This is a genomic window from Sphingomonas sp., assembly GCF_965227385.1.
Lineage (GTDB): Bacteria > Pseudomonadota > Alphaproteobacteria > Sphingomonadales > Sphingomonadaceae > Sphingomonas.
The window spans coordinates 427,445-449,287 of the sequence record NZ_OZ245750.1 but is presented as its reverse complement, the minus strand read 5'-3'; the positions used below and the strand labels follow the sequence as shown (position 1 = coordinate 449,287).

Here is a 21,843-nt window from a genome sequence, read left to right as displayed (position 1 = left end):
TACGTCCTCCTTCGACTCGGCCCCGTAGCGGGGCATGAGCGGAAAGTAGGACCCGGCGCGTGAACGGCGCGGGAACGCGCAATTCAGCCAAGCGAAAGGAGATTTCGACCGGCGTTCAGCCGCGCTGAACCGAGACCGCCCTTTGCAATCCGGACAGCTTACGGCCCGTCGGGACCGCCGCCGCCACCGGTGCCGGGTGCGCCGACGGTGCCGATATTGCCGAACAGATCTTCAAAGAAGCCGCGCTTGCGGCCCAGCGTCGGGGTCTTTTCGTTGGACGGGTTGATCGACGCGATCTGCTCGGCGCCGGTGCGCGTCACTTCGGTGACATTGCCGGCCGCGTCGAAGCGGATGCGCAGCGTCGTCTGTTCCTTGGCGGTCGGATTGTTGAAGGCGAAATTGCGGGTCTGGCGACCGATATAATACCACTCGCCCTCGTTGAACTGGCTGGTCAGCGTCGGCTTGCCCAGCGTCTGAAGCACCGATTCGCGATTGTCCACGCCGGGCTGGACCGAGTTGACGAGGTCGGCGTCGACCACATAGCCCTGATACCCCCGCAGCGGCTTCACACAGGCACTGGTGCCGAGCAGGATCGTGCCGCACAGCGCGACGGACAGGATACGGGCGGACTTCATCAAACTCACTCTCCCCAGACGGGCACGGCCGCGCATTGCATCGCGCGCCGTTCCCCTCAATATGCGGGGCGGCTCCGGCAAACAAGCGCCGAGAGACATTGGAGTGAGACGATGCGATTGTGGGACAGGCTGACCGGGCGCAAGGCGGAGAACCCGGCGGCTGCGCTGTATCAGGCGGTGGTGGCGCGCGGGCGCGAGCCGCACTGGTATGAGGCGGGCGCGGTGCCCGATACGGTCAATGGCCGGTTCGACATGATCGCCAGCGTGCTCGCCATGGTGATGCTGCGGATCGAGCATGATCCGCAGGCGGCGGAGACCACCGCGCGGCTGACCGAATGCTTCGTTGACGACATGGACGGGCAACTGCGCCAGATCGGCATCGGCGACGTCGTGGTCGGCAAGGGGATCGGCAAGATGATGGCGTTGCTCGGCGGACGGATCGGTGCGTATCGCGACGCGCTGGCCGACGGGGCCGCGCCGAGCGCGTTTTCAGACGCGCTGTTGCGCAACCTGTATCGCGGCGAGCATCCCGGAGACGCGGCGCTGGCGCATGCGGCGGAGGGACTGCGTGCGCTGTACGACGGGCTGGCGCGCGTGTCGCATGAGGCGCTGCTGGCGGGGCGGCTGGCATGATCGCGCCGGAATTTTCGCGCCCGCAGCGGCTGGATGCCATCGGCAAGGGCGAGCATCGCGTCGAGATTTCCGCCGATGCGGCCGAGCGCGCGGCACTGGCGAAGCGGTTCGGGCTGATCGCGATCGACCGGCTCGACGCACTGATGACGGTGCATCGCGACGCGACCGGCGTGCTGGCGCGCGGAAATCTGAACGGCGCGGTGGTGCAGGCGTGCAGCGTGACCGGCGACCCGGTTCCAGCGCAGATCGCGGAAGACTTCACTATCCGTTTCCTGCCCGAAGGCACGGTCGAGGGGGACGAGGTCGAGCTGTCGGACGACGAGTGCGACACCGTCTTCTACAGCGGCGGGGCGATCGACCTGGGCGAGGCGGCGGCGGAGACGCTGGCGCTGGCGCTCGATCCCTTTCCGCGCAGTCCGGGTGCGGACGATGCGCTGCGCCAAGCGGGCGTGCTGGGCGAAGATGAGACCGGGCCGTTCGCCGCGCTGGCGAAGCTCAAAAAGAGCTGATCCGCGCTTTCAACACGGTGGCGGGCAGGTGGGGCAAGCAGCTTCGCCATCGTCGCGCTGAGTTGATGCCGAAGGCTTTGTGACCGATCCCTTGGCTGCAGCTAGCGCCGCCCGGTAGCGCTGTTCGGCGCATTGCGCTGCCCGCTGGGCTTCCGTCTGTCCCTCTCTCATCGCTGCTTCGGCCTCGGCCCGACGCCTCGCTGCCGCCGCCGCTTCCCGCGCGCGAACTTGCTCGGTCTGGTCCGGGGTCGGGCTGGCCGTGGGGGAGGGGGCGGGCGCGGGCAATGCAGCTTGTCGATTCGCGGCGACGGCCTGCAGCCCGCACGCCATCAAGATTAACGCTGCGGTCGCCGCAGATCGCATCATTCGTTCTACCCCAACGCGAAAATGGCCCTTTTGTCGCGCACTGTCAAAGCCGCGCCGCTGCGCTGCGCAGGTCGGCGATGAAGGCGGCATGCTGGGCGGCCTTCGCCTCCGGGTCGGGCAGGCGCAGCACATAGCTGGGGTGGACGGTGATCCACGCCTCCGCGCCCGAATCGAGCGGGATGGCGCGGCCACGTTCGCGCGAAATGGTGACGGCCTTGCCCAGCAGGGAGCGCGCGGCGGTGGCGCCGAGGGCGATGACGACCTTGGGCCGGACGATCAGCATTTCCTGTTCGATCCACCAGCGGCAGGCGCTGATCTCGCCCGCATCGGGGGTGGCGTGAATGCGCCGTTTCCCTCGCGGCTCGAATTTGAAATGCTTGACGGCGTTGGTGAGATAGGCGGCGGAGCGGTCGATCCCGGCCTGTGCCAGCGCATCGTCGAGCAACTGCCCGGCCGGGCCGACGAACGGGCGGCCGGCAAGGTCCTCCTGATCGCCGGGCTGTTCGCCGATCAGCATCAGCGGGGCGTCGACCGGTCCTTCGCCGAACACCGTCTGCGTCGCATGCTTGTGGAGGTGGCAGCGGGTGCAGGTCATCGCCTCGTCACGCAGCGCTGCCCATGCCTTGGTCGCATTGTCGCCCGGGCCGGTCATCCGCGCGGTCTCCACCATCGCCAGCTCGCGGGCGCGCGCGCCCTTGATCAGCTCTTCCACCAACGCGGTTTCGGGCATGTTTTTCCAGTATTTGCGCGGCATTTCCTTGAGCATCGCGCCGGTCTTGAGCCGGGCGGGGTTGAAGATCGACGCATAATAGGTCTTCCACACCGCCTCGACCGGATCGTCCTGTGGCGCGTCGGCCTTGCTCGCGCCGGGGCCTTCGCTGAGCGTTTCGCCGTCCCAGTGCAGGGTCAGTTCGGGCGTGAGGATCGACCAGCGCATCGTGTGGAAGCGGTCGACGAAGAAGCGGGCATTGGCGCGGACGATATGATGATCCGGCTCGAACCACGCGATGAAGCGGGGGCCGGTGTCGTCGGCGACTTCGCGGAAGCGCAGAAACGCGCGCATCTTGTGGATGTCGCGCCGCACGGACTTGGCCATGTCGTCAAGGCGGCGGAGCAGCGGATCGACCTTGTCCTCGAGACTGCCCGGCCGGGCGATCACGCGGGTCAGCAGCGTGTAGAGCAGCGCGAAACGCTCAGGGTCGCTGTGCGGGATCGCTTCGCGCGCGAGACTGACGAAGCGGCGCGACACGCGCAAATCGGGGGCAGCGGCGGGGAGGACGGCTTCGTCGCCGAACAGGTCGGCGGGCTGGTCGCCGACTTGCCACACCACCTCCGACGGATCGACCCGCGCGGCGGCGAGCGAGCGGGCGGCGTCGCGCCAGCCTTCGAAATCATCCTCGGCAGAAAGAGCTACGACGCGCATTTGAGTCCTTTGCGGTTTCAGCAAAGCAGAAACGGTTGCGGCACTAGCCCGCTCCCCCACCCGGCCACCCATTTCAGAATATCCTGTCGATGGGTGGCCGGGTGGGGGAGCGGGCTGGTGCCGTGTTCGGCACGGCCGGACCTAAAACTAGTCTGCGGGGGGCGATTCGATCCATTCGCTGAGCAGCGCGATTCCTTCGTCATGCGCGGTAGCGCGGCCGAGTTCGGGCATGGCGATGCCGGGATCGGTGCTGCGCAGGCGGTAGATCAGGATCGAGCCGTCGGGATTGCCCGGCGCAATCGCGAAGTCGCGCCCCCCGCTGCCGCGCCCGGCCGCGACCGGGCGCTTCCCGATGCCGAGCGCGACTGGGTCCGTGCGGTCGAGTTCGAGGAACAGGCCCGAGTTGGAGGCGGCGCCTGCCGGATTGTGGCAGTGCGCGCAGTTGATCTCGAGATAGGCGCGGGCGCGGGCGTCGAGCGGGGCCCTGGGGTCGTCCCAGCGCGCGACGCGCGGGGCGTTGGCGGGGGCGCGGTCGAGCAGGCCGGCGCGAACCAATGTCTCGAGCTGGCCGGCGTGGTTGAGGTAGCGTGCCTTGGCGCCGATCGGGGTAATCTGGCCGCTGAGCGCGTGGCAATCCTTGCACTGGTTCGCGTTGGGGACGGCGTAGCTGATCTGGCGCGCGCGGCCCGATGGGTCGGTGAAGGCGACCGGGAGGCGGGTACCGGCGCGCCTGAGCAGCGCGTCGGTGCCGTCGGCATTCCAGACATAGGGAATTGCGACCCAGCCCGATGCGCGGCGCAGCAACAGGCGGGTTTCGATCGGTTTGAACGCTGCGCCGGTTCCGTAGCCGAAGGTCTTGATCAGCGCCGAGCCGACCGGGAAGTCGAAGGCGGCCTTGGCGTCATATTTGGCCTGTGCTCCGGCGGGGACGTAGATGAAGCGCTGCTTGGTCGTGTAGTCGGAGAAGAGCGGGGTTTCGAGGTCGTAGCCGACCACGCGCGCCGCCGGAGCGCGCCGCGTCAGGTCGGTGAAGAAGCCATAGTCCGAGAGTTTGGCGGGGTAGCCGTCGGCGGTAATCGCGGCGTCGTTGACCCGCGCAGGCTGCCGCGCGGCAGCGACGCTGAATGCTGCTGCGCAAAGGGCCAGCAGCGCGAGTCCAGCGCGAGTCACTGTGCCGCGGCCTCCATCGCTGCGGGCAGCACCACGGCGGCGGGGCGCTGTGCAGCGGGGGCGTCGAGCACTGCCTTGCCCGGCTTGGCCGAGTTGGTCGGCGCGGCGAGCGCGAGGCCCAGCGTCAGCACCGGCACCGGATCGGCGACGTGCAGTCCGAGGTCGGCGACGGTCCCGGTGCCGTCCCACCACACCGGCGGCGCGGCGCCGCCGAACGCGGCGACGAGGAAGCCGCCGCCCTCGACCCCCGGCTCGAACCCGGCGCGACCATGGCGGTTGCCCGATACGACGATGCGGCGCGGATAGGGGTTGTAGCCCTTGTCCTCGTAGCTCTGGCGGTAGGACATGATGATGACGTTGGCGGTGGCATGCTCCGACAGGTCGTTGTCGAACACATGCACCCCGTCATTGGCCATCACCAGCACCCCGGTCCCCTTGGGCACAGTGGCAACGATATTGCCCTTTGGCGCGAAGTTGGGGGTGTCGTTGGCGAAGACCTTGTTGCCGAACACCCGCACTGCGCCGCCGCCCATGCGGGGGAGATTGGGCAGGTCGAAGACGAGGATGCCGCCGGTATTTTTCGTCGCGGTGTTGCCGAAGACGTCGGCATGGTTGCTGTTTTCGATCTCGATGCCGGCGACATTGTGCGAGACGAAGCTGTTCCGGACGATGATCTGTTCCGACTGGCCGACATAGATGCCGGCGTCGGACGCGCCCTTCACCGTCACGCCGTCGATCAGGATGTGGCTGCTGGACACCGGGTAGACGCCGTACGCGCCGTTGCTCTCCTTCGGCCCGCCGGTCCATTCGACGCGAATGTCCTTGTAGACGATGCGGTCGGCGCCCTTGGACTTGATGCCGTCGCCCTTGCTGTCCTCGACCGCGAAGCCGCGCAGGACGACATCGTCGGAGGTGACGAGCAGCCCCTCGCCCGCGCCGAGTTGGCCCTTGAAGCTGAGGATGGTTTTGTCCGGCCCGGCACCGCGCACGGTGACCTTGTTGACGTCGAGGCTGAGGCCGTCGGTGAACTCGAACCTGCCTGCGCCGATCTCGACGATATCGCCGGGCTTGGCGTCGAGCAGCGCCTGTTGCAGCCGCTCCTGCCCGTCGGGGCCCGCGGGGACGTTGAGGGTTTCGGCGTGGGCGGTCGGCGCACAGGCGAGCAATGCGGCGGCCGCGACAGCGGTGCGGATCATGGGCCTCTCCTCGTTTTGGGGAGCAGCTTACGCAGTCCGCACCGCGCGTCCAGTCGTTTACAGGGGTGTCAGTTACTCCCGCGCATCGCCCGGCATTTCGTCTTCGGCGCGTTCCAGTTCCTTGGGCTTGCGCGCCTCGAAGATCTTGGCGAGCTTGGCCTTGGTCGCGTCGTCTAGGTCCTTCGACGCAGCGGGAAACATCTCTTCCTCCTCCTCGTCAATATGGTGGAGGTAGCGGTCGCGCATCGACTTGAACTTGGTCAGCCAGCCGGACGAGGACATCTCCATCTCGACCAGTTCGCCGAGCATGTCGTCGACTTCCTTATGCTCCGAGACCGAATGGCGCGCTTCGTCGCGCAGCTCGGGGTTGGCGAGCATCGTCGCGTAGAGCGATTCCTCCTCGGCGGCGGCGTGCGCCTGGAGTTCCTTGCGCAACTCCTCGAACAGCGTGCGCCGCTCTTCGCTGTCGCCGCTGGTCTCGGCGATGCGGTCGAGCAGGTCGCGCTGGCGATTGTGATCCTGGATCAGATCCTCGAAAATGCGTTCGTCGGCCATGCAAAGTCTCCTTTGCGCGCTCAACCGCTTGCCCGCATGGTTGTTTCACCCGCGACTCATTCTCACGCCGCGAACAGCTCCATCTGCTGGGCCGGCGGCGCGACGAGCGGGCGCAGGTCGGCGCGGTCGGCGAGCAATGTCGGGCGCCAGTCGCTGGTGATCAGGAAGGGTTTGAGCTTCTTCACAGACACGGTGAGGCGGGCCACGTCCGCCAGTGTCAGCCGTCGCCAGCGGCGTGAGATCAGGATGCGGTCGACCGCCTTTACGCCAAGGCCGGGGACACGCAGCAGCGCCTGACGCGGGGCGGAGTTGACGTCGAGCGGGAAGCTGTCGCGGTGCTTCAGCGCCCAGGCAAGCTTGGGGTCGATGTCGAGCGGCATCATGCCGGTCGCGGGATCGGCGGCGTTGGCGACCTCGTCCGGGCGATAGTCGTAGAAGCGCATCAGCCAGTCGGACTGATAGAGGCGGTGTTCGCGCATCAATGGCGGGCGCTGGAGCGGGAGCACGGCGCTGGCGTCCGGGATCGGGCTGAACGCGGAATAATAGACGCGGCGCAGGCCGAAGCGGCCATAGAGCCCCGCGGCGCGGCCGACGATGTCGCGGTCGGTGGCGGCGTCGGCGCCGACGATCATCTGGGTCGACTGGCCAGCCGGCGCGAATTTGGGAGCGGAGCGGTAGCGTTTGCGCGCGTCGCCCGTATCCTCGATATCGCGCTTCAGATCGCGCATCGCCCCCTCGATCCGGGGGGCGGACTTTTCCGGGGCGAGGCGGGTGAGGCCGGCGACGGTGGGCAGCTCGACATTGATCGACAGCCGGTCGGCGTGCAGCCCGGCCTGATGGATCAGGCCCGGATCGGCGTCCGGAATCGTCTTCAAATGGATGTAACCGCGAAAGTCGTGATCCTCGCGCAGGCTGCGCGCGACCTCGACAATTTGCTCCATCGTGTAGTCGGGCGAGCGGATGATGCCCGAGGAGAGGAACAGCCCCTCGATATAATTGCGGCGATAGAAATCGAGGGTGAGGCGGACGACTTCCTGCGCGGTGAAGCGCGCGCGGCGGACATTCGAGCTTTTGCGGTTGATGCAATAATGGCAGTCGAAGATGCAGCTGTTGGTCAGCAGGATCTTGAGCAGGCTGATGCAGCGGCCATCTGGGGCATAGGCATGGCAGATGCCCATCCCCTGGGTCGAGCCCAGCCCCTTGCCGCCCGACGATTTGCGTTTCGACGTGCCGGACGACGCACAGGACGCGTCGTACTTTGCGGCATCGGCGAGGATTTCGAGCTTTTCGCGCAGGTCGAGCTGGGCCATATGTTCTTTGTACGTTCCAGGCGCTTGGCTGTCCAGTCAGTCCGGCGCGCTGCGGCGGCAGGCGAGCGCGAGCAGCGCGGCGAGGGTGGCTGCGAGGATGAGGTAGAGGGCGAGGCCTGCGCCGGGGGACCAGCCCCAAAACTCGCTGGGGATGGTGCGCAGGTTGAGCGCGAGAAAGCCGGGCAGGATGTGGTCGACCAGCGGCGCGGCGAAGTGGTGCGGGGCCTGGATATCGACCGCTGCGATGATCAGGTTGAGCGCAAGGCTGGCGGCGAGGAAGGCGAGGCCGAGGGCGCGCTCGGTCCGGCTGGCGCTGCCCCAATAGGCGGCGAGGCCAATGGCGAGATAGGCGATTGCCGGGAGCGCATGGCGCGGTCCGGTGGCGTTGCCGCCGTCCCAATAGATGTAAGCCGCGTGGTAGAGGAAGCAGGCGAGCGCGCCGCCCGCCGCCAGCACGCCGAGGTCGCGCCGCGTGGGGTCGCGCAGCAGCGTCCAGATGCCGAACGGCGCGAGGGCGAGGATCGGCGCGACCCAGATGATCCCGCGCCGTTTGCCGAGCAGGATTTCGTAGAGCACCTCAAGCTTGGGATAGGTGAGGCCGAACAGACCCTGTTTCATGCCTTCGAAGCCGACCACACCCGAATAGCCGGTGGTGAAGGGGTGGCCGAAAGTGGCGAGGTTGTAGGCGAGGAGGGGGATGGCGGCTAGGATCCCGCCTGTAATGGCGAGGGCGATTGTGCGGAGTTGGGCGGCGCGGTCGGCATCGCGGATGCGCCACAAAGCCCATAGCGCGACCGGCGCGCCGAGCAGCAGCGCGCCATGCTCCACCACCACGGCCCAGCCGAGTGCCAGGCCGGCGATCAGTGCATAGCAGGGGGCGAGGCCGTTCCGAGTGCCGCGCCACACGGCCCAGAGCGCGATGGCGATGAGCGAGGTCGAGGCTGCATGGCCGAACCAGGTGGTCGTCCAGCCCCAGAGCGTGGTGCCGAGCGCGAAGCCGATTGCGGTGAACAGCCCTGCCGCGCGGCTGCCGCCGATGCCTGTGCCGAGGTCGAACAGCGCGACGGCTGCGAGCGCGGTCAGCACCGCGCCGATCCCGGCGATGGCGACGCGCATGCGCAGGCGCAAAAACGCTTCGGCGTCCGGGTCGAACAACACGTGCGGGACGTCCGCGCTGGTCTGCTGCGTGACCCAGTTGGTGGCGGCGACGAAGGGCAGCGCCATCAGCGTCATGCCCGGCGCCTTGTCCATGTAGAGATGGCCGTCGAACTGCGCCTTGTCGATCGTCATCGCACCATAGGGATCGATCCGCGCGCTACCGGTCTCGACGATCGCGGTGGCGGCGAGAATGCGCGTGGCGCTGTTGGGGTTGAACGCCCAAGAGCCGAACCAGATGCAGGACAGCCAGACGAGGGCGAACAGCAGGGCGGGAACATGCCAGCGGTGATGCGCGGCTGACAGGATCATTCACGCTTCCCCATCGAACGAGATGAAGATCGGATAGCGGGTGTGGCGCACTCCGAAGATCTGCGCCGGATCGCAAAAGCGCCGTGTGAGGCATTGACCCTCGCCCAGCGACCCCCACCCCTTGCCCCGCCCTTTCAAGCAGGGGATCGAAAAGGTGTCAGTCCGGCAGGACCTTCTCGGCGCGCTTGCGGGCATCCGCTTCGGCCTTGCCCGCCTGGATCTCGCGCGTCGAGCAGCCGATGCCGCCGCCCGGACCGACCGTGGTGCAGCTGCCGATGCCGGTGTCGCCCGCGGTCAGCGCCGAGCGCTGGCGCACGGCCCAGCTTTCGCGCTGCGGCGATACCTCGGTATCGCGCAGCTCGCTTGGAATGCGGAAACGTTCGCCTGCAGGGCGGCGCACGCACACCACGATTTCCTCGCCGTCATTGTTGGTCGGGCATTTGTCGTCGCCATAGATGATCAGCACGCCGTTCTGTGGCGCCATCGCCGCGGTTGCGGGCAGGGCGGGAAGGGCCAGCGCGGATGCGGCGGCGGAGAGGGTCAGCAGGATCGTCTTCATATCATCGACTCCTTGCGGCGCTCACAGCCGCTTCGACACCGCGATCGCGGTCTTGCATGCCAATCGAATTGCCCCGGCGAGCAGCGGATAGGCGGGTGCCGTTTCCGCACCTGCTGCTAGCGCGCTGTCCTTGTGTTCCAGCTCTTCGGCGCGGAATTCCGCGACGGCGGCGGCCAGTTCGGGGTCATCCGCACCCAGCGCGTCCAGCTGTTCCTGATAATGAAGGTCGATTTCGGTTTCGACCGCGACCGTGCAGGCCATCGCCGCAGTCGGACCCAGCGCCGCCGTCGCTGCGCCAAGCGCAAAGCCTGCAACATTCCATGCCGGCTGCAGCGCGGTCGGGCGCACGCCGCGTCGCGCGATCAGCGCGTCGAAAAAAGCGCGATGACGTTCTTCCTGATTGGCCATGCCGGCGATCGCGCGCGCCATCGGATGGCGGTCGCCCATCACCGCGAGCTGGCCCGCATAGATGCGGGTCGCGCCATATTCACCGGCCTGATCGACGCGGATCATCGAGTCGACGTCGCGGCGGGGATCTCCGGGTTTCCACTTCACGTCTTACGGCCCTTCAGCAACAGAATCGCGATCACCAACGCGCCACCGAGCGAAAAGATCGCATTCCATCCAGCGAGCGACACTCCGAAAAGATCCCAGGGTGCGACATCGCAGCGGATCACAGGCGCGTTCATGATCCGGTCGAGCGCGCTGCCTTCGCCGCTGAAATGGGTGGAGCATTGGGTCAGCCCTTCCCACCAGTCATATTCGACCCCGGCATGGAAGGCGCCAATCGCGCCGCTGACCGCGATTGCCAGCGTGGCGAGGACCACCAATGGCGTACGCGCGGGGGCGACGACGAACGACAGCGCCGCGAGCACGATTGCGGTGTAATGCGGCCAGCGCTGCCACATGCACATTTCGCACGGGAACAGACCGAACCCATATTGGCTGGTCAGCGCGCCGCCGATCAGCGCGAGCGGGATAAGCAGGGCGAGCGCCTGGGCGGTGCGGCTGGGCGTCATGACAGGGCTCAGCGCTTGCTCGTCTTCGCCGCGCCGCCTCCGGCCACGCGTGCGGGCGCGGCGGTGCGGGCGATGGTCTGCAGCGCGTAATGGAGCTGGAAGTCCTTGATCCCCTTCTTCTCCAGCTCGGCCGGAGTGGCGGCGAAGCGCGGATCGGTCTTGGTATCCTCTTCCAGCACCGCGTTATCGACCTTGGTCTCGTTGATCAGATGGCGGCGCAGGTCCGCCTCCCGGAACACGGGCCGGGTCTTGTAATCGGGGTCGGAAATCTGCGGCACGGCCAGATCGGGTTCGATCCCGCCTTCCTGCACCGAGCGGCCCGAGGGGGTGTAGTAGCGCGCGGTGGTTAGGCGCAGCGCGGTGCGCGGGCCGAGCTGGAGCAGCGACTGGACCGATCCCTTGCCGAACGTCTTTTCGCCGAGCACCAGCCCGCGGTGGTGATCCTGCAGCGCGCCGGCGACGATTTCCGAGGCAGACGCAGTGCCGGCATCGACGAGCACGACCAGTGGCACCCCGCCGGTCAGGTCGCCGCGGATCGCGGATTCGGCGTACCAGCGCTCGATATCGCTCTTTTCCCGCCCGCGCTGCGATACGATTTCGCCATGCGTCAGGAACGCGTCGCTGACCTCGATCGCCTGGTTGAGCAGGCCGCCGCCATTGCCGCGCAGGTCGATGACATAGCCCTTGGGCTTGCCGCCCAGCTGCTTTTCGATCGCGGCGATGCCGGCGCGCATGTCGGCCGCCGTGGTCGCGCTGAAGGTGTTGATGTTGAGGATGCCGATGCCGTCCTGCACCTCCCACTTCACCGCCTTTTGCACGATGGTTTCGCGGGTCAGCGCCACGTCGAACGGCTTGTCGCGGCCGGGGCGGACGATGCGCAGCGTGATCTTGGTGCCCGGTTGCCCGCGCATCTGGGTGATCGCTTCATCCAGCGTGCCGCCATAGATCAGCTTGCCGTCGAGATGGGTGATATAGTCGCCGGCCTTGATCCCCGCCTTCCACGCCGGGGTATCCTCGGTCGGGGTGATCACCTTGACCGCGCCATCCTCCATCGTGACCGAGAGGCCGAGGCCGCCATAATTGCCGTCGGTGGCGAGGCGCAGATTGTCGAAGGCGAGCGCATCGACATAGGAGCTATGCGGATCGAGGCTGGCGAGCATGCCGTCGATCGCGCCCTTGATCAGCGTCTTGTCGTCGACCTTGTCGACATAGGCGGCCTTTACGCGCGTGTAGACGTCCATGAACGCATCGAGCTCGCGGTAGCTCGACGTGTCGACGCTCGCCATCGCGCCGGTGGTGACGGGAACCAGTGCCAGCGCGCCGACGGCGGCGGAAACCTGGAGGATGGGACGGATCATACGCATACGGGCCTCAACGGGATTTGGCACAAGATAGACCGGAACCGCGTGGCCGCAAAGCGGCAAGCGCGTGTCTGCGGCGGGGCGTCAATCGAGCAATTGCGCCAGATCGACCGGGCGGCCCTGACGGCGCAGCTCGACGGTGATGCGCGGGGCTTCGCCCTGCGGGGCGCGGCCGATCGCAGTGCCCTGGTTCAGCGTGTCGCCCACCTTGACCAGCATCGTGTCGAGGCCGGCGATCAGCGAGGTCCAGCCGCCACCATGGTCCACGATGACGATATTGCCGTAGCGGCGGAAACGTCCGGCATAGCTGACGCGCCCACCGGTCGGTGCGACGATCTCCGCGCCCGGCGCGGTGGCGAGCGTAAGGCCGCGCGCGCGCACGCCGGTATCGGACAGCTCGCCAAGTCCCGTGACCACCGTGCCGGCGACGGGCAGGCGATAGGGCGGCGGGCCGGAGCGCGCCGCCGCCGCCGGTGCCTCGCCTTCGGTCGGACGCGGCAGCGGACCGGGCAGCGCGGCGAGCGCGGCCTGGGTCTCGGCGGCCTCGCCCATCGTGTCCATGAGGTCGACGAGATCGCGGGCCTGTTCACCCAGCGCCAGCGCGCGATCCGATTCGAACATCGCCTCCCGCCGATAGCCGACCGATTTGAGGCGATGCTCGCCCTCGGCCCGGACCAGCGCGAGCCGGTCGTTCTGCAGCCGCGCGCGGCTGTCGGCGAGCGTCTTTGCGGCGAGTTGTGCCCCTTCGCGCATGCGGCGGGTGCGGGCGATTTCGTCGCGGACGTCGGCGGTGCGGGCGCGCACCGCCGGGGTGACCGCACCCAGCACCGCGCGCACATGCACGATGTCGGTCGTCGATCCGGGCTGGACCAGCCCCAGCACCGCCGGACGGCGGGCGAGCGATTGCAGCGCCGCCATCAGCCGCATGATCGGCCCCTGGCGTTCGGCGAGGCGCGTACGCTGTCGGCCCAGCATGCGATCGACAATGGCGATGCGCGCCCGCGCGGCGACGATCTCGGCCTCCGCCGCCTGGATGCTCGCGGCGATCGCGGCTTCGCGGGTGCGGGCGCGGCGGGCCTCGTCGCGTTCGGCGGCGGCGGCTCGCTGAAGTTGCCGCGCGCGCGCCTCGGCATCCTTGGCCGCCTTGTTTGCAGTATCGAGCTGCGCGCGCTGATCGGTGAGCGACGGGGTCTGCGCGGGAAGCGCCGCGAGACCCGCCGATGCGGTTGCGATGATCGCCGCGGCAAAAGCGAGCCGGCGCATCATCCCTCGCGATGATAGGGGTGGTTGGCGAGGATGCTGGACGCGCGCCAGAGCTGTTCGGCGAGCATCGCGCGCGCCAGCATGTGCGGCCAGGTGGCGCGGCCATAGGAGATCAGCAGATCGGCCTGGGCGCGCGCTTCATCGTCGAAGCCATCCGCCGCGCCGATCAGGAAGCGCGCCTCGCGCACGCCGTCCTCGCGCCATGCCTGAATGCGTTCGGCGAAGACGCGCGAGGGGATGTTCTCGCCCTTTTCGTCGAGCATCACGATGCGCGTGCCGGGGGCGACCGCGGGCATCTTGCCGCCCGTGTCGGGCAGTTCGGTGACCCGCGTGGGTAGCGTGACGCGCTTCAGATAGCGGTCGACCAGCTCGGCTTCCGGGCTGCGGCCGATCCGCCCGCGGGCGACGATGTGCAGCAGCATAGCGGAAGGATCACGCGTTGCCGGCGGGTGCGCTGTCGCCGAATGCCCACATGCGTTCGAGATTGTAGAAGGTGCGGACTTCCGGGCGGAACAGGTGGACGATGACGTCACCTGCGTCGATCAGCACCCAGTCGGCGGTCGGCAGCCCTTCGACCCGCGGGCTCTGGCCACGCTCGGCCTTGATCTTCTCGGCCAGCTTCTGCGCCATCGATGCGACCTGCCGCGTCGAGCGCCCGCTCGCCACGACCATATAGTCGGCGATGCTGCTTTTCCCGGCGAGCGGGATCGAGACGGTTTCGACCGCCTGATCGTCGTCGAGCGAGGTCAGCACCAGTCGATGCAGCGCCTCGGCATCCGGGGCGACGGTGGCGCTCGCCACGGGGGCGGCATCGAGGTGAGGGGAAGCGGGCAAGGGGACTCCTGGGTTAGTGCGAACTGGGATCAGGCGGCGTGCGGCCACGGGTAAATCGCCGGTGCCAACCGGGGTCGGCGGCGCGGAGGCGGGTCGCCGAAGTCGTGTCGGGGCGGAAGCGCAACAGCACCAGGGCCGGCAAACTCCACTTCGTCCAGTTCTTCGCCTGGCGTGCGGGCCGCACGAAACGCCGCAGCCAGCTCATTGCGGGGCTCGCATGAGCGTCCCGATCATAGCCCGGACGCGCGATCACCGCAATCGGAACCTGTCGCGCGATCCGCCGCCAGCCGCGCCACTGGTCGAATTGCGCCAGATTGTCGCCGCCCATCAGCCAGATGAAGCGGTGGCGGGGGTAAAGGCGCGTCAGGTTGGCCAGCGTATCGACGGTGTAGCGGGTCTTGAGACGCTGCTCGATCGCGCTGGGCCGGATCGGCGCGTGACGCGCGATTCGCCGCGCCGATGCCAGGCGTGCGGCGAGCGGCGCCATGCCCGTGTCCGGCTTGAGCGGGTTGCCGGGCGACACAAGCCACCAGACTTCGTCCAGCTGCAGTGCGCGCAGCGCGTGGAGCGAAATCGCACGATGGCCGCGATGCGCCGGGTTGAACGACCCGCCAAGGAGACCGATGCGTTTCAAGGACGTGCCTGGCCGCTCCCGCGTACGACCCATTTGTACGTCGTCAGCCCCTCCAGCGCGACCGGGCCGCGGGCGTGGAGGCGGCCGGTGGCGATGCCGATTTCCGCTCCCAGACCGAACTCGCCGCCATCGGCGAACTGGGTCGAGGCGTTCCACATCACGATCGCGCTGTCGACGCCGTTGAGGAAGCGCTCAGCGGTGGCAGCGTCTTCGGTGACGATTGCGTCGGTGTGGCGGCTGGAATGGCGCGCGATATGCGCCATCGCGCCGTCGACTCCGTCGACCAAAGCGACCGACAGGATCGAATCGAGATACTCGGTGTCCCAGTCCTCGCCAGTTGCCGCCATCGCGCGCGGTTCGATCGAGCGGGTATCGGCATCGCCGCGCAGCTCGCACCCCGCGGCGATCAGCGCGGACAGGATCGGTGCCGGATCGGCAAAGCCACGGTCGATCAGCAGCGTTTCGGTCGCGCCGCAGATGCCGGTGCGACGCATCTTGGCGTTGACCGCAAGCTTGACTGCCATCGCCGGGTCGGCGGCGCGGTCGATATAAGTGTGGCAGATGCCGTCGAGATGCGCGAGCACGGGCACGCGTGCCTCTTCCTGCACGCGCGCGACCAGGCTCTTGCCGCCGCGCGGGACGATCAGGTCGATCGCGCCGTCAGCCTTCAGCATCGCGCCCACGGCGGCGCGATCGGTGGTCGGCACCAGCTGCGCGGCGTCCGCCGGAAGGCCGGCCTCGGCCAGGCCCCGTGCGAAGGCGGCGTGGATCGCGCGGTTGCTGTGCGCCGCTTCGGACCCGCCGCGCAGGATCGCGGCATTGCCGCTCATCACGCACAGCGCCGCCGCATCGGCGGTGACGTTGGGGCGGCTTTCATAGATGATTCCGATCACCCCGATCGGCACGCGCACCCGGCTGAGCCGAAGGCCGTTGGGGCGTTCGCTCGCATCGATCACCGCGCCGACCGGATCGGCCAACGCCGCGACCGCCTCCACGCCCGCCGCCGCGCCCTCGAGCCGTGCGGGATCGAGCCGCAGCCGGTCGAGCAAGGCGCCCGACAGGCCATTTGCCGCGCCAGCATCCACGTCGCAGGCATTGGCGGCGAGGATCGCCTCTGCATCCGCCCGCATCGCGGCCGCCGCGGCGCGCAGACCGGCGGCCTTGGCCTCGGTCGGCAGGCCGGCCAGGACGGTGGCGGCGGTGCGGGCGCGGGCACCCATGTCGGCGATCAGGGTCTGTACATCCTGTTCCATCGGTTCGCGCTAGCATGCTGCACCTGCAAAGTCGCTATCGCGCGCGCTTTGCCAAGCTGATAGATGAGCTTCATGGGGGAATTCGACGCAGCCGGGGATCTGGTCACGGGAACGTTGCTCGGCCGCGCGGTCGAGCGATCGGGCGCGCATGATGGCGATGGGCATGGCGGCATCTGCCTGAATTGCGGGACAGAACTGGTCGGCCCGCACTGCCATCGCTGCGGGCAGGTCGGGCATGTCCACCGCACGATCGGCGCGATCTGGCACGAGATCCTGCACGGCGTCGTCCATTTCGAAGGCAAATTGTGGAACACGCTGCCGCTGCTCACCTTTCGTCCCGGCGAGCTGACCCGGCGCTATATCTTCGGCGAGCGCGCGCATTTCGTATCGCCGATGGCGATGTTCCTGTTTTCGGTCTTCACCATGTTCGCGGTACTGCAGATCATGGGCGTGTCGCCGCCCGCCGAGGTCGGGACGACCGCGCAGTTCGAGCAGGGGCTGCAGTTCGCGCGGAAGAATACCCAGGATGCCCTTGCCGATGCGCGGGAAGCGCGGACCAGCGCGGAGCCGGGGAGCGAGCGGGCCCGCACGCTCGACGCAAAGATCGCCAAGCTGTCGACCGACCTGGCCGACCTGAACCGGATTCCGACCACGCTGAGCGGTCGGAGCGGGTTACCCTCCGGCTTCACGACCGGGTGGAAGCGGCTCGACAAGGGGATCGCGAAGATGGAGAAAAACCCCGGGCTCGCGCTCTACAAGCTCCAGACCAACAGCTACAAGTTCAGCTGGGCGCTCATCCCGCTGTCGATCCCGTTCGTGTGGCTGCTGTTTGCAGGGCGACGGCAATATCGCGGCTATGACCATGCGGTGTTCGTCACCTATTCGCTCGCCTTCATGTCGCTGTTGTTCATTGCGCTGATGATCGGTGCAGCGCTGGGGCTGGCGAGCGATATCATCTCGATGATCGCGGTGTTTGCGCCCCCGGTTCACATCTTCTTCCAGATGAAGGGGGCCTATCGCCAGCCTGCCTGGAAGGCGTTGGTGCGCACCTTCGTGCTGCTGATCTTCATCAGCATCATCGTCACGCTGTTCGGATTGCTGTTGCTGGGTCTCGGCCTGCTGGGATGAGGAGCGCGATCATCCTTTGCAGGGGAAGCGCTTCTTCATCATCGCGTAAAAGGCCGATTTGACGCTTATGCCGCGCTGCGCCGCCGGGATCGCTTCGAACTCGGCGATGAGTTCCTTGCTGCCGATTCTGGCCTTGCCCTTGGGCGGCGGACAGCTGTGCGGGGCGCGGCCGGCGGCCTTGGCGGTGGCCAGGTCGCTGCGATAGGCGTCCGACGCGCGCTCCACCTCGGTCCGCAGCAATTTGATGTCGGGGGAGCCCATCGCGAGAAAGCCCTTCGCCTTCAGCGCATTCGCCTTGGCCAGAAACTCGGCGACGCTCATCGCCTGCGCACTTGCCGGAAGCAGCAGTGCCGCACTCGCCATGACTGCCAGAATCGTCCGCATCGATACCCTCCCGCAACGGTCCCACACAACACGACAAGCCGCTTGAACACCATATGAATTCGTCTGCTTCACAGGCGCGCACGGCCCGTTAGAGTCCCCGCGATTCGACGGGGGACTGCGTAACATGATTATCGGTATCGACCTCGGCACCACGAACAGTGCCGCGGCGGTGTTTCGCGACGGGGCGGCGGAGTTGATCCCCAACCGGCTCGGCCATTTCCTCACCCCCTCGGCGGTCAGCATCGATGAAAGTGGCGATGTCATCACCGGCCTTGCCGCGCGTGAACGGATGGCGAGCCATCCCGACGTCACCATTACCGCGTTCAAACGCTATATGGGCACGCAGCGCACGACGAAGCTCGGCAAGCGCAGCTTCGCGCCCGAGGAATTGTCCGCGCTGGTGCTGCGCAGCCTGAAGGCCGATGCCGAGGCGTTTCTGGGGCAGGAAGTGACCGAGGCGGTGATCACCGTCCCGGCCTATTTCAACGACAAACAGCGCAAGGCGACACACCGCGCGGGCGAGCTGGCCGGGCTGAAGGTCGAGCGGCTGGTCAACGAGCCGACCGCCGCGGCGCTCGCCTATGGCATCCACCAGCTGGCCGACGAATCGCGCTTCCTGGTGTTCGACCTGGGCGGCGGCACGTTCGACGTGTCGATCGTCGAGATTTTCGAAGGGATCATCGAAGTCCGCGCCTCGACCGGCGACAATCATCTGGGTGGGGAGGATTTCAACGAGTTGCTGGTCGCTCTGATGCGCGACGCGCATGCCGATGCGTTCGGCCAGGCAGGGCGCGGCGACGATGCGCTGCACCAGAAATTGCGCGAAGCCGCGGAACGCGCGCGCCGGACGCTGAGCAGCGCGGGCGAGGCGGAGATGCGCATCGTGTGGAACGATGCCGAATATCGTCACACCGTCACCGCCGCTGCATTCGAAGAGGCGGCCAAGCCGCTGATCGACCGGCTGCGCGAACCCGTCCTCCGTTCGATGCGCGATTCGGGGATCAAGAGCGCGGAACTGAGCGAGATCATCCTGATCGGCGGCGCAACGCGGATGCCGCTGGTGCGCAGCGCGGTGACACGGATGTTCGGCCGCTTTCCCAATGCGACGGTCAACCCGGACGAGGCGGTGGCGCTGGGCGCGGCGGTGCAGGCGGGGTTGAAGTCGCGCGATTCGGCGCTGAAGGAAGTCGTCGTTACCGATGTCTGCCCCTATTCGCTGGGGGTCGGCGTCGCCCGGCGGTTGCCCGGCGGCGGGTTCGAGGACGGGCTGTTCGCGCCGATCATCGAACGCGGCACGGTGATCCCGGCGAGCCGCGAGCACCGCTTCAGCACGATGCACAACAACCAGACCGTGGTCGAATTCGGCATCTATCAGGGTGAGGCGCGGCTGGTGCGCGACAATGTCGAGATCGGCAATACCAAGGTTACGGTGCCGCGCGCGCCGGCGGGGCAGGCGATCGACGTGCGCTTTTCCTACGACGTGTCGGGGTTGTTGGAAGTCGATATCCTGGTGCCCGAGACGGGCCAGCGGGTCAGCCTGACGATCAATGACGGCAATGTCGCCGATCCGGCAGCACTGGAAAAGGCGCGGGCGGCATTGGCGGGGCTGAAGGTCCATCCGCGCGACGAGGCGGAGAACAAGGCGGCGATCGCGCGCGGCGAGAAATGCTTCGAGAACTTCCTGGGCGAGCAGCGTTACTGGGTGGACGAAGTGATGTCGCGCTTTATGGCCGCGCTGGAGACGCAGGACCCGCGCGTGATCGAAACCGCGCGCAAGGAGCTCCACACCGCGCTTGACCAGCTTGAGGGCGAGACCTTTCTGTGAGGCAATGGTGGCGCGTGCTGGGGGTCCCGCGCGGTAGCGACCGCGCGACGATCCGCCGCGCCTATGCCGCCAAGCTGAAGGTCACCAACCCTGAGGATGACGCCGCCGGTTTTATGGAACTGCGCGCGGCCTATGAAGAGGCGCTGCGCTGGGTCGATTACCAGCAGTTCGACGATTGGGACAATGAAGAGGACGACGCGGCAACGGAGGCTGCGCGCGCCGGGCTGACGCTGACCCCGGTTGAGGCGGTGATCGCGCCCAACGACGATGCGCTGCCGCCCCCGGAGCCGCTGCCGCCCCCGGAGCCGCTGCCGCCCCCGGAGCCTGACCCGCTGGAGGTCGAGCGCGCGGCGGATGCGGCGGAGTTCGAGCGGCGCTTCGCCGAGCTTGAAGCCGGGCTACGCGGCCCGTGGTTCAAGGATCGGGACGGCATTCGTGCCGCGTTCGACGCGGTGATGGCCGCACCCGCGCTGATCGAGCTCGACCGGCGGGCCTATGCCGAATACCGGATCGCCGCGCTGATCGCCGACACCATCCCGCGCAGCGACGCGATCCTGCGTGAGGCGATGGCGGCGTTCGGCTGGGAAGGGGAGGGCAACCACCCGCCCGCAATCTGGGCATTGCGCGCGCGGCTCGACGAATGGCGGCTCATCGCGTCGTTCGGGCGTCGCCATGCGCTGGAACGCGGGTGGCGCGCCCTGATCGACGGCAAGTCGTCGAATTGGCTGCGGCGGATCCGTGCGCTGCGCCCCGGTGTCGCGGGACAGGTACGCCAGCTGTTCGATCTGGCCGATTACGACGTGCCGGGGATCGCGCACAGCTTTCACCCCAAGGCCGCCGAGTGGTGGCGCGCGCATCTCGATGCGCCACGCTTCGGATCGGTCGAGGTTGCATTGCTGCTGCTGGGCGGGGTGGTCGCCGTGCTGTTCGCGGTGTTGGGCGCGACACCGGCGGTGCGGACGTGGGGCGCGGTCTGTGCAGGCGCTGGCGGCCTTGTGCTGTCGATGGCGCATTGGCGGTTCGTCACGCCGATGCGCTGGCGCGCGGCGCGGCAGGGCGTGGTGCGGTCACGCGGCGCCGGCTGGCGGTTTGGTCTGTGGCTGGTCCTCACCGCCGCGGCGATCGGTGCGCCGGCGACGCCGTGGATTGCGGGCGGATTGGGGGCGGCGTTCCTGATCCTGGCGATCGCGATCGTGATACTCGACAGCGCGGAGGAGATCGGGGGCCTGGGCTGGCAGCGGATGGTGATGCTGGCCATTGCCGGCGCGTTCATCGGACCGGCCTTCTTCGCGATGAACGTGGGGGAGCAGGCGCTGACGGTGTTGTTCGGCCTGTCCGCCGGCATTGTCGGCCTGTCGGCGCGGGACGCCATCGCCCGGGTGATCGCGCCGCGCCCGGTGCTGATCGCGCTGGGCGTCATGGCGGCGCTGATCGTCGGTGCGATCGTGCGCAGCGACTGGATGCCCGGCACGCCGCTGATCGTATGGGGCGCGGCGGCGGGGACGTCGCTGGTGCTGATGGGCGGGCTGCGTGCGGGCGATCCCGACGGGCGGGGCAGCGGCGTGGCGGCACTGGCGAATATGCTGCTGTGGGCGATCGTGATCGTCGCGGCGGTCATGTCGGTGCCGGATCGGGAGAAGGGTGGCGCGCTGCCGCCGCCGATTTCGGTCGTTCCCGCCGATCCGATGAAGGCGCTGGAAGCGTCCGAGCCGGGGTTCCGCGCGCTGAAGACGGGTAATCCCAAGCTGTATGACGAGGTCGCCGCGATCCGGAAGGAGATGGCGGCGGAGACGCGGAACGCGGACGAGGGGTATCGCACGATCGATGCACTGGTGAACAAGGCCTATCAGACGCGCCTGCCGCTGGTCGGATCGGCGCTGATCGCCGCGGAAATGGACATTCGCCTCGCGCGGGCGCGTGAGCTGCGCAAGGCCGATGTGCGCGCGTGTGCGGGGGACCGCGACGCGACCAGTGCATTGCTGAGCCGCGACTTGCGTCAGCGACACTATGCGCATGCGTTGGAGGTGGCGGGGGCACCGCTGCTGGTCTTGCGTGACCTGAGCAAGGGGCGCGAGGTCCCGCTGATGGAGCTGTTACGAACGGCGACCGATGGCGACGTCGCGGCGGCGAACAAGCTGGCCGACGCGCTGGAGGGCAAGGATGCGGCGGCCAAATGCGACGCGCGCATTGCGATGCTGGAGGCACTGGTCGCGCTGCCGGACGCAGACATTGCCCGGACGATGCGAAGGGCGCTCACCCAGCGTGCCAAGGCCGAGGCGGAGAAGAAGTAAGGGAGGCTCCGACGCCAATTCCCCTCCC

22 protein-coding genes are annotated in these 21,843 nt (G+C 67.9%); 5 read left to right on the top strand and 17 right to left on the bottom strand.

The window, feature by feature from the left end:
• Positions 1-158: 158 nt before the first annotated feature.
• Positions 159-635 carry an outer membrane protein assembly factor BamE gene (locus ACO05N_RS02135; RefSeq protein ID WP_422055558.1) on the bottom strand — a complete coding sequence of 159 codons (477 nt, stop codon included), beginning with the start codon at positions 633-635 and terminating at the stop codon, positions 159-161.
• Between the two features lie 111 nt (positions 636-746).
• Here ACO05N_RS02135 and ACO05N_RS02130 point away from each other — a divergent pair, with 111 nt between their 5' ends.
• Together ACO05N_RS02130 and ACO05N_RS02125 are read left to right on the top strand one after the other, a co-directional pair.
• Positions 747-1,268, top strand: a complete 522-nt coding sequence (locus ACO05N_RS02130; protein ID WP_422055557.1) for a ubiquinol-cytochrome C chaperone family protein — start codon at positions 747-749, stop codon at positions 1,266-1,268.
• Complete coding sequence (locus tag ACO05N_RS02125) at positions 1,265-1,777, top strand: DUF177 domain-containing protein (RefSeq protein WP_422055556.1); 513 nt, start codon at positions 1,265-1,267, stop codon at positions 1,775-1,777. Before ACO05N_RS02130 ends, ACO05N_RS02125 begins: the two co-directional genes overlap by 4 nt.
• Before the next feature lie 409 nt (positions 1,778-2,186).
• Here ACO05N_RS02125 and ACO05N_RS02120 read toward each other — a convergent pair whose 3' ends face one another.
• The 15 genes from ACO05N_RS02120 to ACO05N_RS02050 all read right to left on the bottom strand — a co-directional run bounded on the left by ACO05N_RS02120 (position 2,187) and on the right by ACO05N_RS02050 (position 16,187).
• Positions 2,187-3,566 carry a UdgX family uracil-DNA binding protein gene (locus tag ACO05N_RS02120; RefSeq protein ID WP_422055555.1) on the bottom strand — a complete coding sequence of 460 codons (1,380 nt, stop codon included), beginning with the start codon at positions 3,564-3,566 and terminating at the stop codon, positions 2,187-2,189.
• Between the two features lie 147 nt (positions 3,567-3,713).
• Entirely contained in the window at positions 3,714-4,736 is a 1,023-nt protein-coding gene (locus ACO05N_RS02115) for an SO2930 family diheme c-type cytochrome (RefSeq protein WP_422055554.1), read from the bottom strand.
• Positions 4,733-5,932, bottom strand: coding sequence for a parallel beta-helix domain-containing protein (locus ACO05N_RS02110; protein WP_422055553.1), 1,200 nt, complete (start codon positions 5,930-5,932; stop codon positions 4,733-4,735). The genes ACO05N_RS02115 and ACO05N_RS02110 overlap by 4 nt, the downstream gene beginning before the upstream one ends.
• Before the next feature lie 72 nt (positions 5,933-6,004).
• Positions 6,005-6,487: a hemerythrin domain-containing protein gene (locus tag ACO05N_RS02105; RefSeq protein WP_422055552.1), complete on the bottom strand. Its 483-nt coding sequence runs from the start codon at positions 6,485-6,487 to the stop codon at positions 6,005-6,007.
• A 62-nt stretch (positions 6,488-6,549) separates the two neighbouring features.
• Positions 6,550-7,797 (bottom strand): putative DNA modification/repair radical SAM protein, encoded by a 1,248-nt coding sequence (locus ACO05N_RS02100; RefSeq protein WP_422055551.1) that lies wholly within the window; start codon positions 7,795-7,797, stop codon positions 6,550-6,552.
• A gap of 36 nt (positions 7,798-7,833) precedes the next feature.
• Positions 7,834-9,264 carry a hypothetical protein gene (locus tag ACO05N_RS02095; RefSeq protein ID WP_422055550.1) on the bottom strand — a complete coding sequence of 477 codons (1,431 nt, stop codon included), beginning with the start codon at positions 9,262-9,264 and terminating at the stop codon, positions 7,834-7,836.
• A gap of 157 nt (positions 9,265-9,421) precedes the next feature.
• Positions 9,422-9,823 (bottom strand): hypothetical protein, encoded by a 402-nt coding sequence (locus tag ACO05N_RS02090; RefSeq protein ID WP_422055549.1) that lies wholly within the window; start codon positions 9,821-9,823, stop codon positions 9,422-9,424.
• 21 nt (positions 9,824-9,844) lie between these two features.
• A complete protein-coding gene (locus ACO05N_RS02085; protein WP_422058687.1) occupies positions 9,845-10,336 on the bottom strand; it encodes a demethoxyubiquinone hydroxylase family protein in 492 nt (163 codons plus the stop codon).
• Between the two features lie 38 nt (positions 10,337-10,374).
• Complete coding sequence (locus tag ACO05N_RS02080) at positions 10,375-10,842, bottom strand: disulfide bond formation protein B (RefSeq protein ID WP_422055548.1); 468 nt, start codon at positions 10,840-10,842, stop codon at positions 10,375-10,377.
• An 8-nt stretch (positions 10,843-10,850) separates the two neighbouring features.
• Positions 10,851-12,200: a S41 family peptidase gene (locus tag ACO05N_RS02075; RefSeq protein WP_422055547.1), complete on the bottom strand. Its 1,350-nt coding sequence runs from the start codon at positions 12,198-12,200 to the stop codon at positions 10,851-10,853.
• A gap of 87 nt (positions 12,201-12,287) precedes the next feature.
• Positions 12,288-13,466, bottom strand: coding sequence for a murein hydrolase activator EnvC family protein (locus ACO05N_RS02070; RefSeq protein ID WP_422055546.1), 1,179 nt, complete (start codon positions 13,464-13,466; stop codon positions 12,288-12,290).
• Positions 13,466-13,888: a 23S rRNA (pseudouridine(1915)-N(3))-methyltransferase RlmH gene (locus tag ACO05N_RS02065; RefSeq protein ID WP_422055545.1), complete on the bottom strand. Its 423-nt coding sequence runs from the start codon at positions 13,886-13,888 to the stop codon at positions 13,466-13,468. The genes ACO05N_RS02070 and ACO05N_RS02065 overlap by 1 nt, the downstream gene beginning before the upstream one ends.
• Before the next feature lie 10 nt (positions 13,889-13,898).
• The gene (gene rsfS, locus ACO05N_RS02060; protein WP_422058686.1) at positions 13,899-14,267 is read right to left on the bottom strand and encodes a ribosome silencing factor; all 369 of its coding nucleotides are present in this window, start codon (positions 14,265-14,267) and stop codon (positions 13,899-13,901) included.
• Positions 14,268-14,313: 46 nt separating this feature from the next.
• Positions 14,314-14,934 carry a nicotinate-nucleotide adenylyltransferase gene (locus ACO05N_RS02055; RefSeq protein ID WP_422055544.1) on the bottom strand — a complete coding sequence of 207 codons (621 nt, stop codon included), beginning with the start codon at positions 14,932-14,934 and terminating at the stop codon, positions 14,314-14,316.
• Positions 14,931-16,187 carry a glutamate-5-semialdehyde dehydrogenase gene (locus ACO05N_RS02050; protein WP_422055543.1) on the bottom strand — a complete coding sequence of 419 codons (1,257 nt, stop codon included), beginning with the start codon at positions 16,185-16,187 and terminating at the stop codon, positions 14,931-14,933. The genes ACO05N_RS02055 and ACO05N_RS02050 overlap by 4 nt, the downstream gene beginning before the upstream one ends.
• Before the next feature lie 72 nt (positions 16,188-16,259).
• Here ACO05N_RS02050 and ACO05N_RS02045 point away from each other — a divergent pair, with 72 nt between their 5' ends.
• On the top strand, positions 16,260-17,315 hold the full coding sequence (locus ACO05N_RS02045; RefSeq protein ID WP_422055542.1) for a DUF3667 domain-containing protein: 1,056 nt from the start codon (positions 16,260-16,262) through the stop codon (positions 17,313-17,315).
• A gap of 9 nt (positions 17,316-17,324) precedes the next feature.
• Here ACO05N_RS02045 and ACO05N_RS02040 read toward each other — a convergent pair whose 3' ends face one another.
• Entirely contained in the window at positions 17,325-17,699 is a 375-nt protein-coding gene (locus tag ACO05N_RS02040; protein WP_422055540.1) for a hypothetical protein, read from the bottom strand.
• Between the two features lie 124 nt (positions 17,700-17,823).
• Here ACO05N_RS02040 and ACO05N_RS02035 point away from each other — a divergent pair, with 124 nt between their 5' ends.
• Complete coding sequence (locus ACO05N_RS02035) at positions 17,824-19,524, top strand: Hsp70 family protein (protein ID WP_422055539.1); 1,701 nt, start codon at positions 17,824-17,826, stop codon at positions 19,522-19,524.
• A 14-nt stretch (positions 19,525-19,538) separates the two neighbouring features.
• Positions 19,539-21,815: a hypothetical protein gene (locus ACO05N_RS02030; RefSeq protein ID WP_422055537.1), complete on the top strand. Its 2,277-nt coding sequence runs from the start codon at positions 19,539-19,541 to the stop codon at positions 21,813-21,815.
• Positions 21,816-21,843 lie beyond the last annotated feature (28 nt).

What these genes read in the sequence shown, in the direction of transcription:
- ACO05N_RS02070 (WP_422055546.1), bottom strand. Translation starts at nt 13,466, where the DNA reads ATGCGCCGGCTCGCTTTTGCCGCGGCGATCATCGCAACCGCATCGGCG.
- ACO05N_RS02110 (WP_422055553.1), bottom strand. Translation starts at nt 5,932, where the DNA reads ATGATCCGCACCGCTGTCGCGGCCGCCGCATTGCTCGCCTGTGCGCCG.
- ACO05N_RS02095 (WP_422055550.1), bottom strand. Translation starts at nt 9,264, where the DNA reads ATGATCCTGTCAGCCGCGCATCACCGCTGGCATGTTCCCGCCCTGCTG.
- ACO05N_RS02075 (WP_422055547.1), bottom strand. Translation starts at nt 12,200, where the DNA reads ATGATCCGTCCCATCCTCCAGGTTTCCGCCGCCGTCGGCGCGCTGGCA.
- ACO05N_RS02120 (WP_422055555.1), bottom strand. Translation starts at nt 3,566, where the DNA reads ATGCGCGTCGTAGCTCTTTCTGCCGAGGATGATTTCGAAGGCTGGCGC.
- ACO05N_RS02130 (WP_422055557.1), top strand. Translation starts at nt 747, where the DNA reads ATGCGATTGTGGGACAGGCTGACCGGGCGCAAGGCGGAGAACCCGGCG.
- ACO05N_RS02090 (WP_422055549.1), bottom strand. Translation starts at nt 9,823, where the DNA reads ATGAAGACGATCCTGCTGACCCTCTCCGCCGCCGCATCCGCGCTGGCC.
- ACO05N_RS02105 (WP_422055552.1), bottom strand. Translation starts at nt 6,487, where the DNA reads ATGGCCGACGAACGCATTTTCGAGGATCTGATCCAGGATCACAATCGC.
- ACO05N_RS02045 (WP_422055542.1), top strand. Translation starts at nt 16,260, where the DNA reads ATGGGGGAATTCGACGCAGCCGGGGATCTGGTCACGGGAACGTTGCTC.
- ACO05N_RS02040 (WP_422055540.1), bottom strand. Translation starts at nt 17,699, where the DNA reads ATGCGGACGATTCTGGCAGTCATGGCGAGTGCGGCACTGCTGCTTCCG.
- ACO05N_RS02080 (WP_422055548.1), bottom strand. Translation starts at nt 10,842, where the DNA reads ATGACGCCCAGCCGCACCGCCCAGGCGCTCGCCCTGCTTATCCCGCTC.
- ACO05N_RS02125 (WP_422055556.1), top strand. Translation starts at nt 1,265, where the DNA reads ATGATCGCGCCGGAATTTTCGCGCCCGCAGCGGCTGGATGCCATCGGC.
- ACO05N_RS02100 (WP_422055551.1), bottom strand. Translation starts at nt 7,797, where the DNA reads ATGGCCCAGCTCGACCTGCGCGAAAAGCTCGAAATCCTCGCCGATGCC.
- ACO05N_RS02135 (WP_422055558.1), bottom strand. Translation starts at nt 635, where the DNA reads ATGAAGTCCGCCCGTATCCTGTCCGTCGCGCTGTGCGGCACGATCCTG.
- ACO05N_RS02050 (WP_422055543.1), bottom strand. Translation starts at nt 16,187, where the DNA reads ATGGAACAGGATGTACAGACCCTGATCGCCGACATGGGTGCCCGCGCC.
- ACO05N_RS02085 (WP_422058687.1), bottom strand. Translation starts at nt 10,336, where the DNA reads ATGATCCGCGTCGATCAGGCCGGTGAATATGGCGCGACCCGCATCTAT.
- ACO05N_RS02035 (WP_422055539.1), top strand. Translation starts at nt 17,824, where the DNA reads ATGATTATCGGTATCGACCTCGGCACCACGAACAGTGCCGCGGCGGTG.
- ACO05N_RS02065 (WP_422055545.1), bottom strand. Translation starts at nt 13,888, where the DNA reads ATGCTGCTGCACATCGTCGCCCGCGGGCGGATCGGCCGCAGCCCGGAA.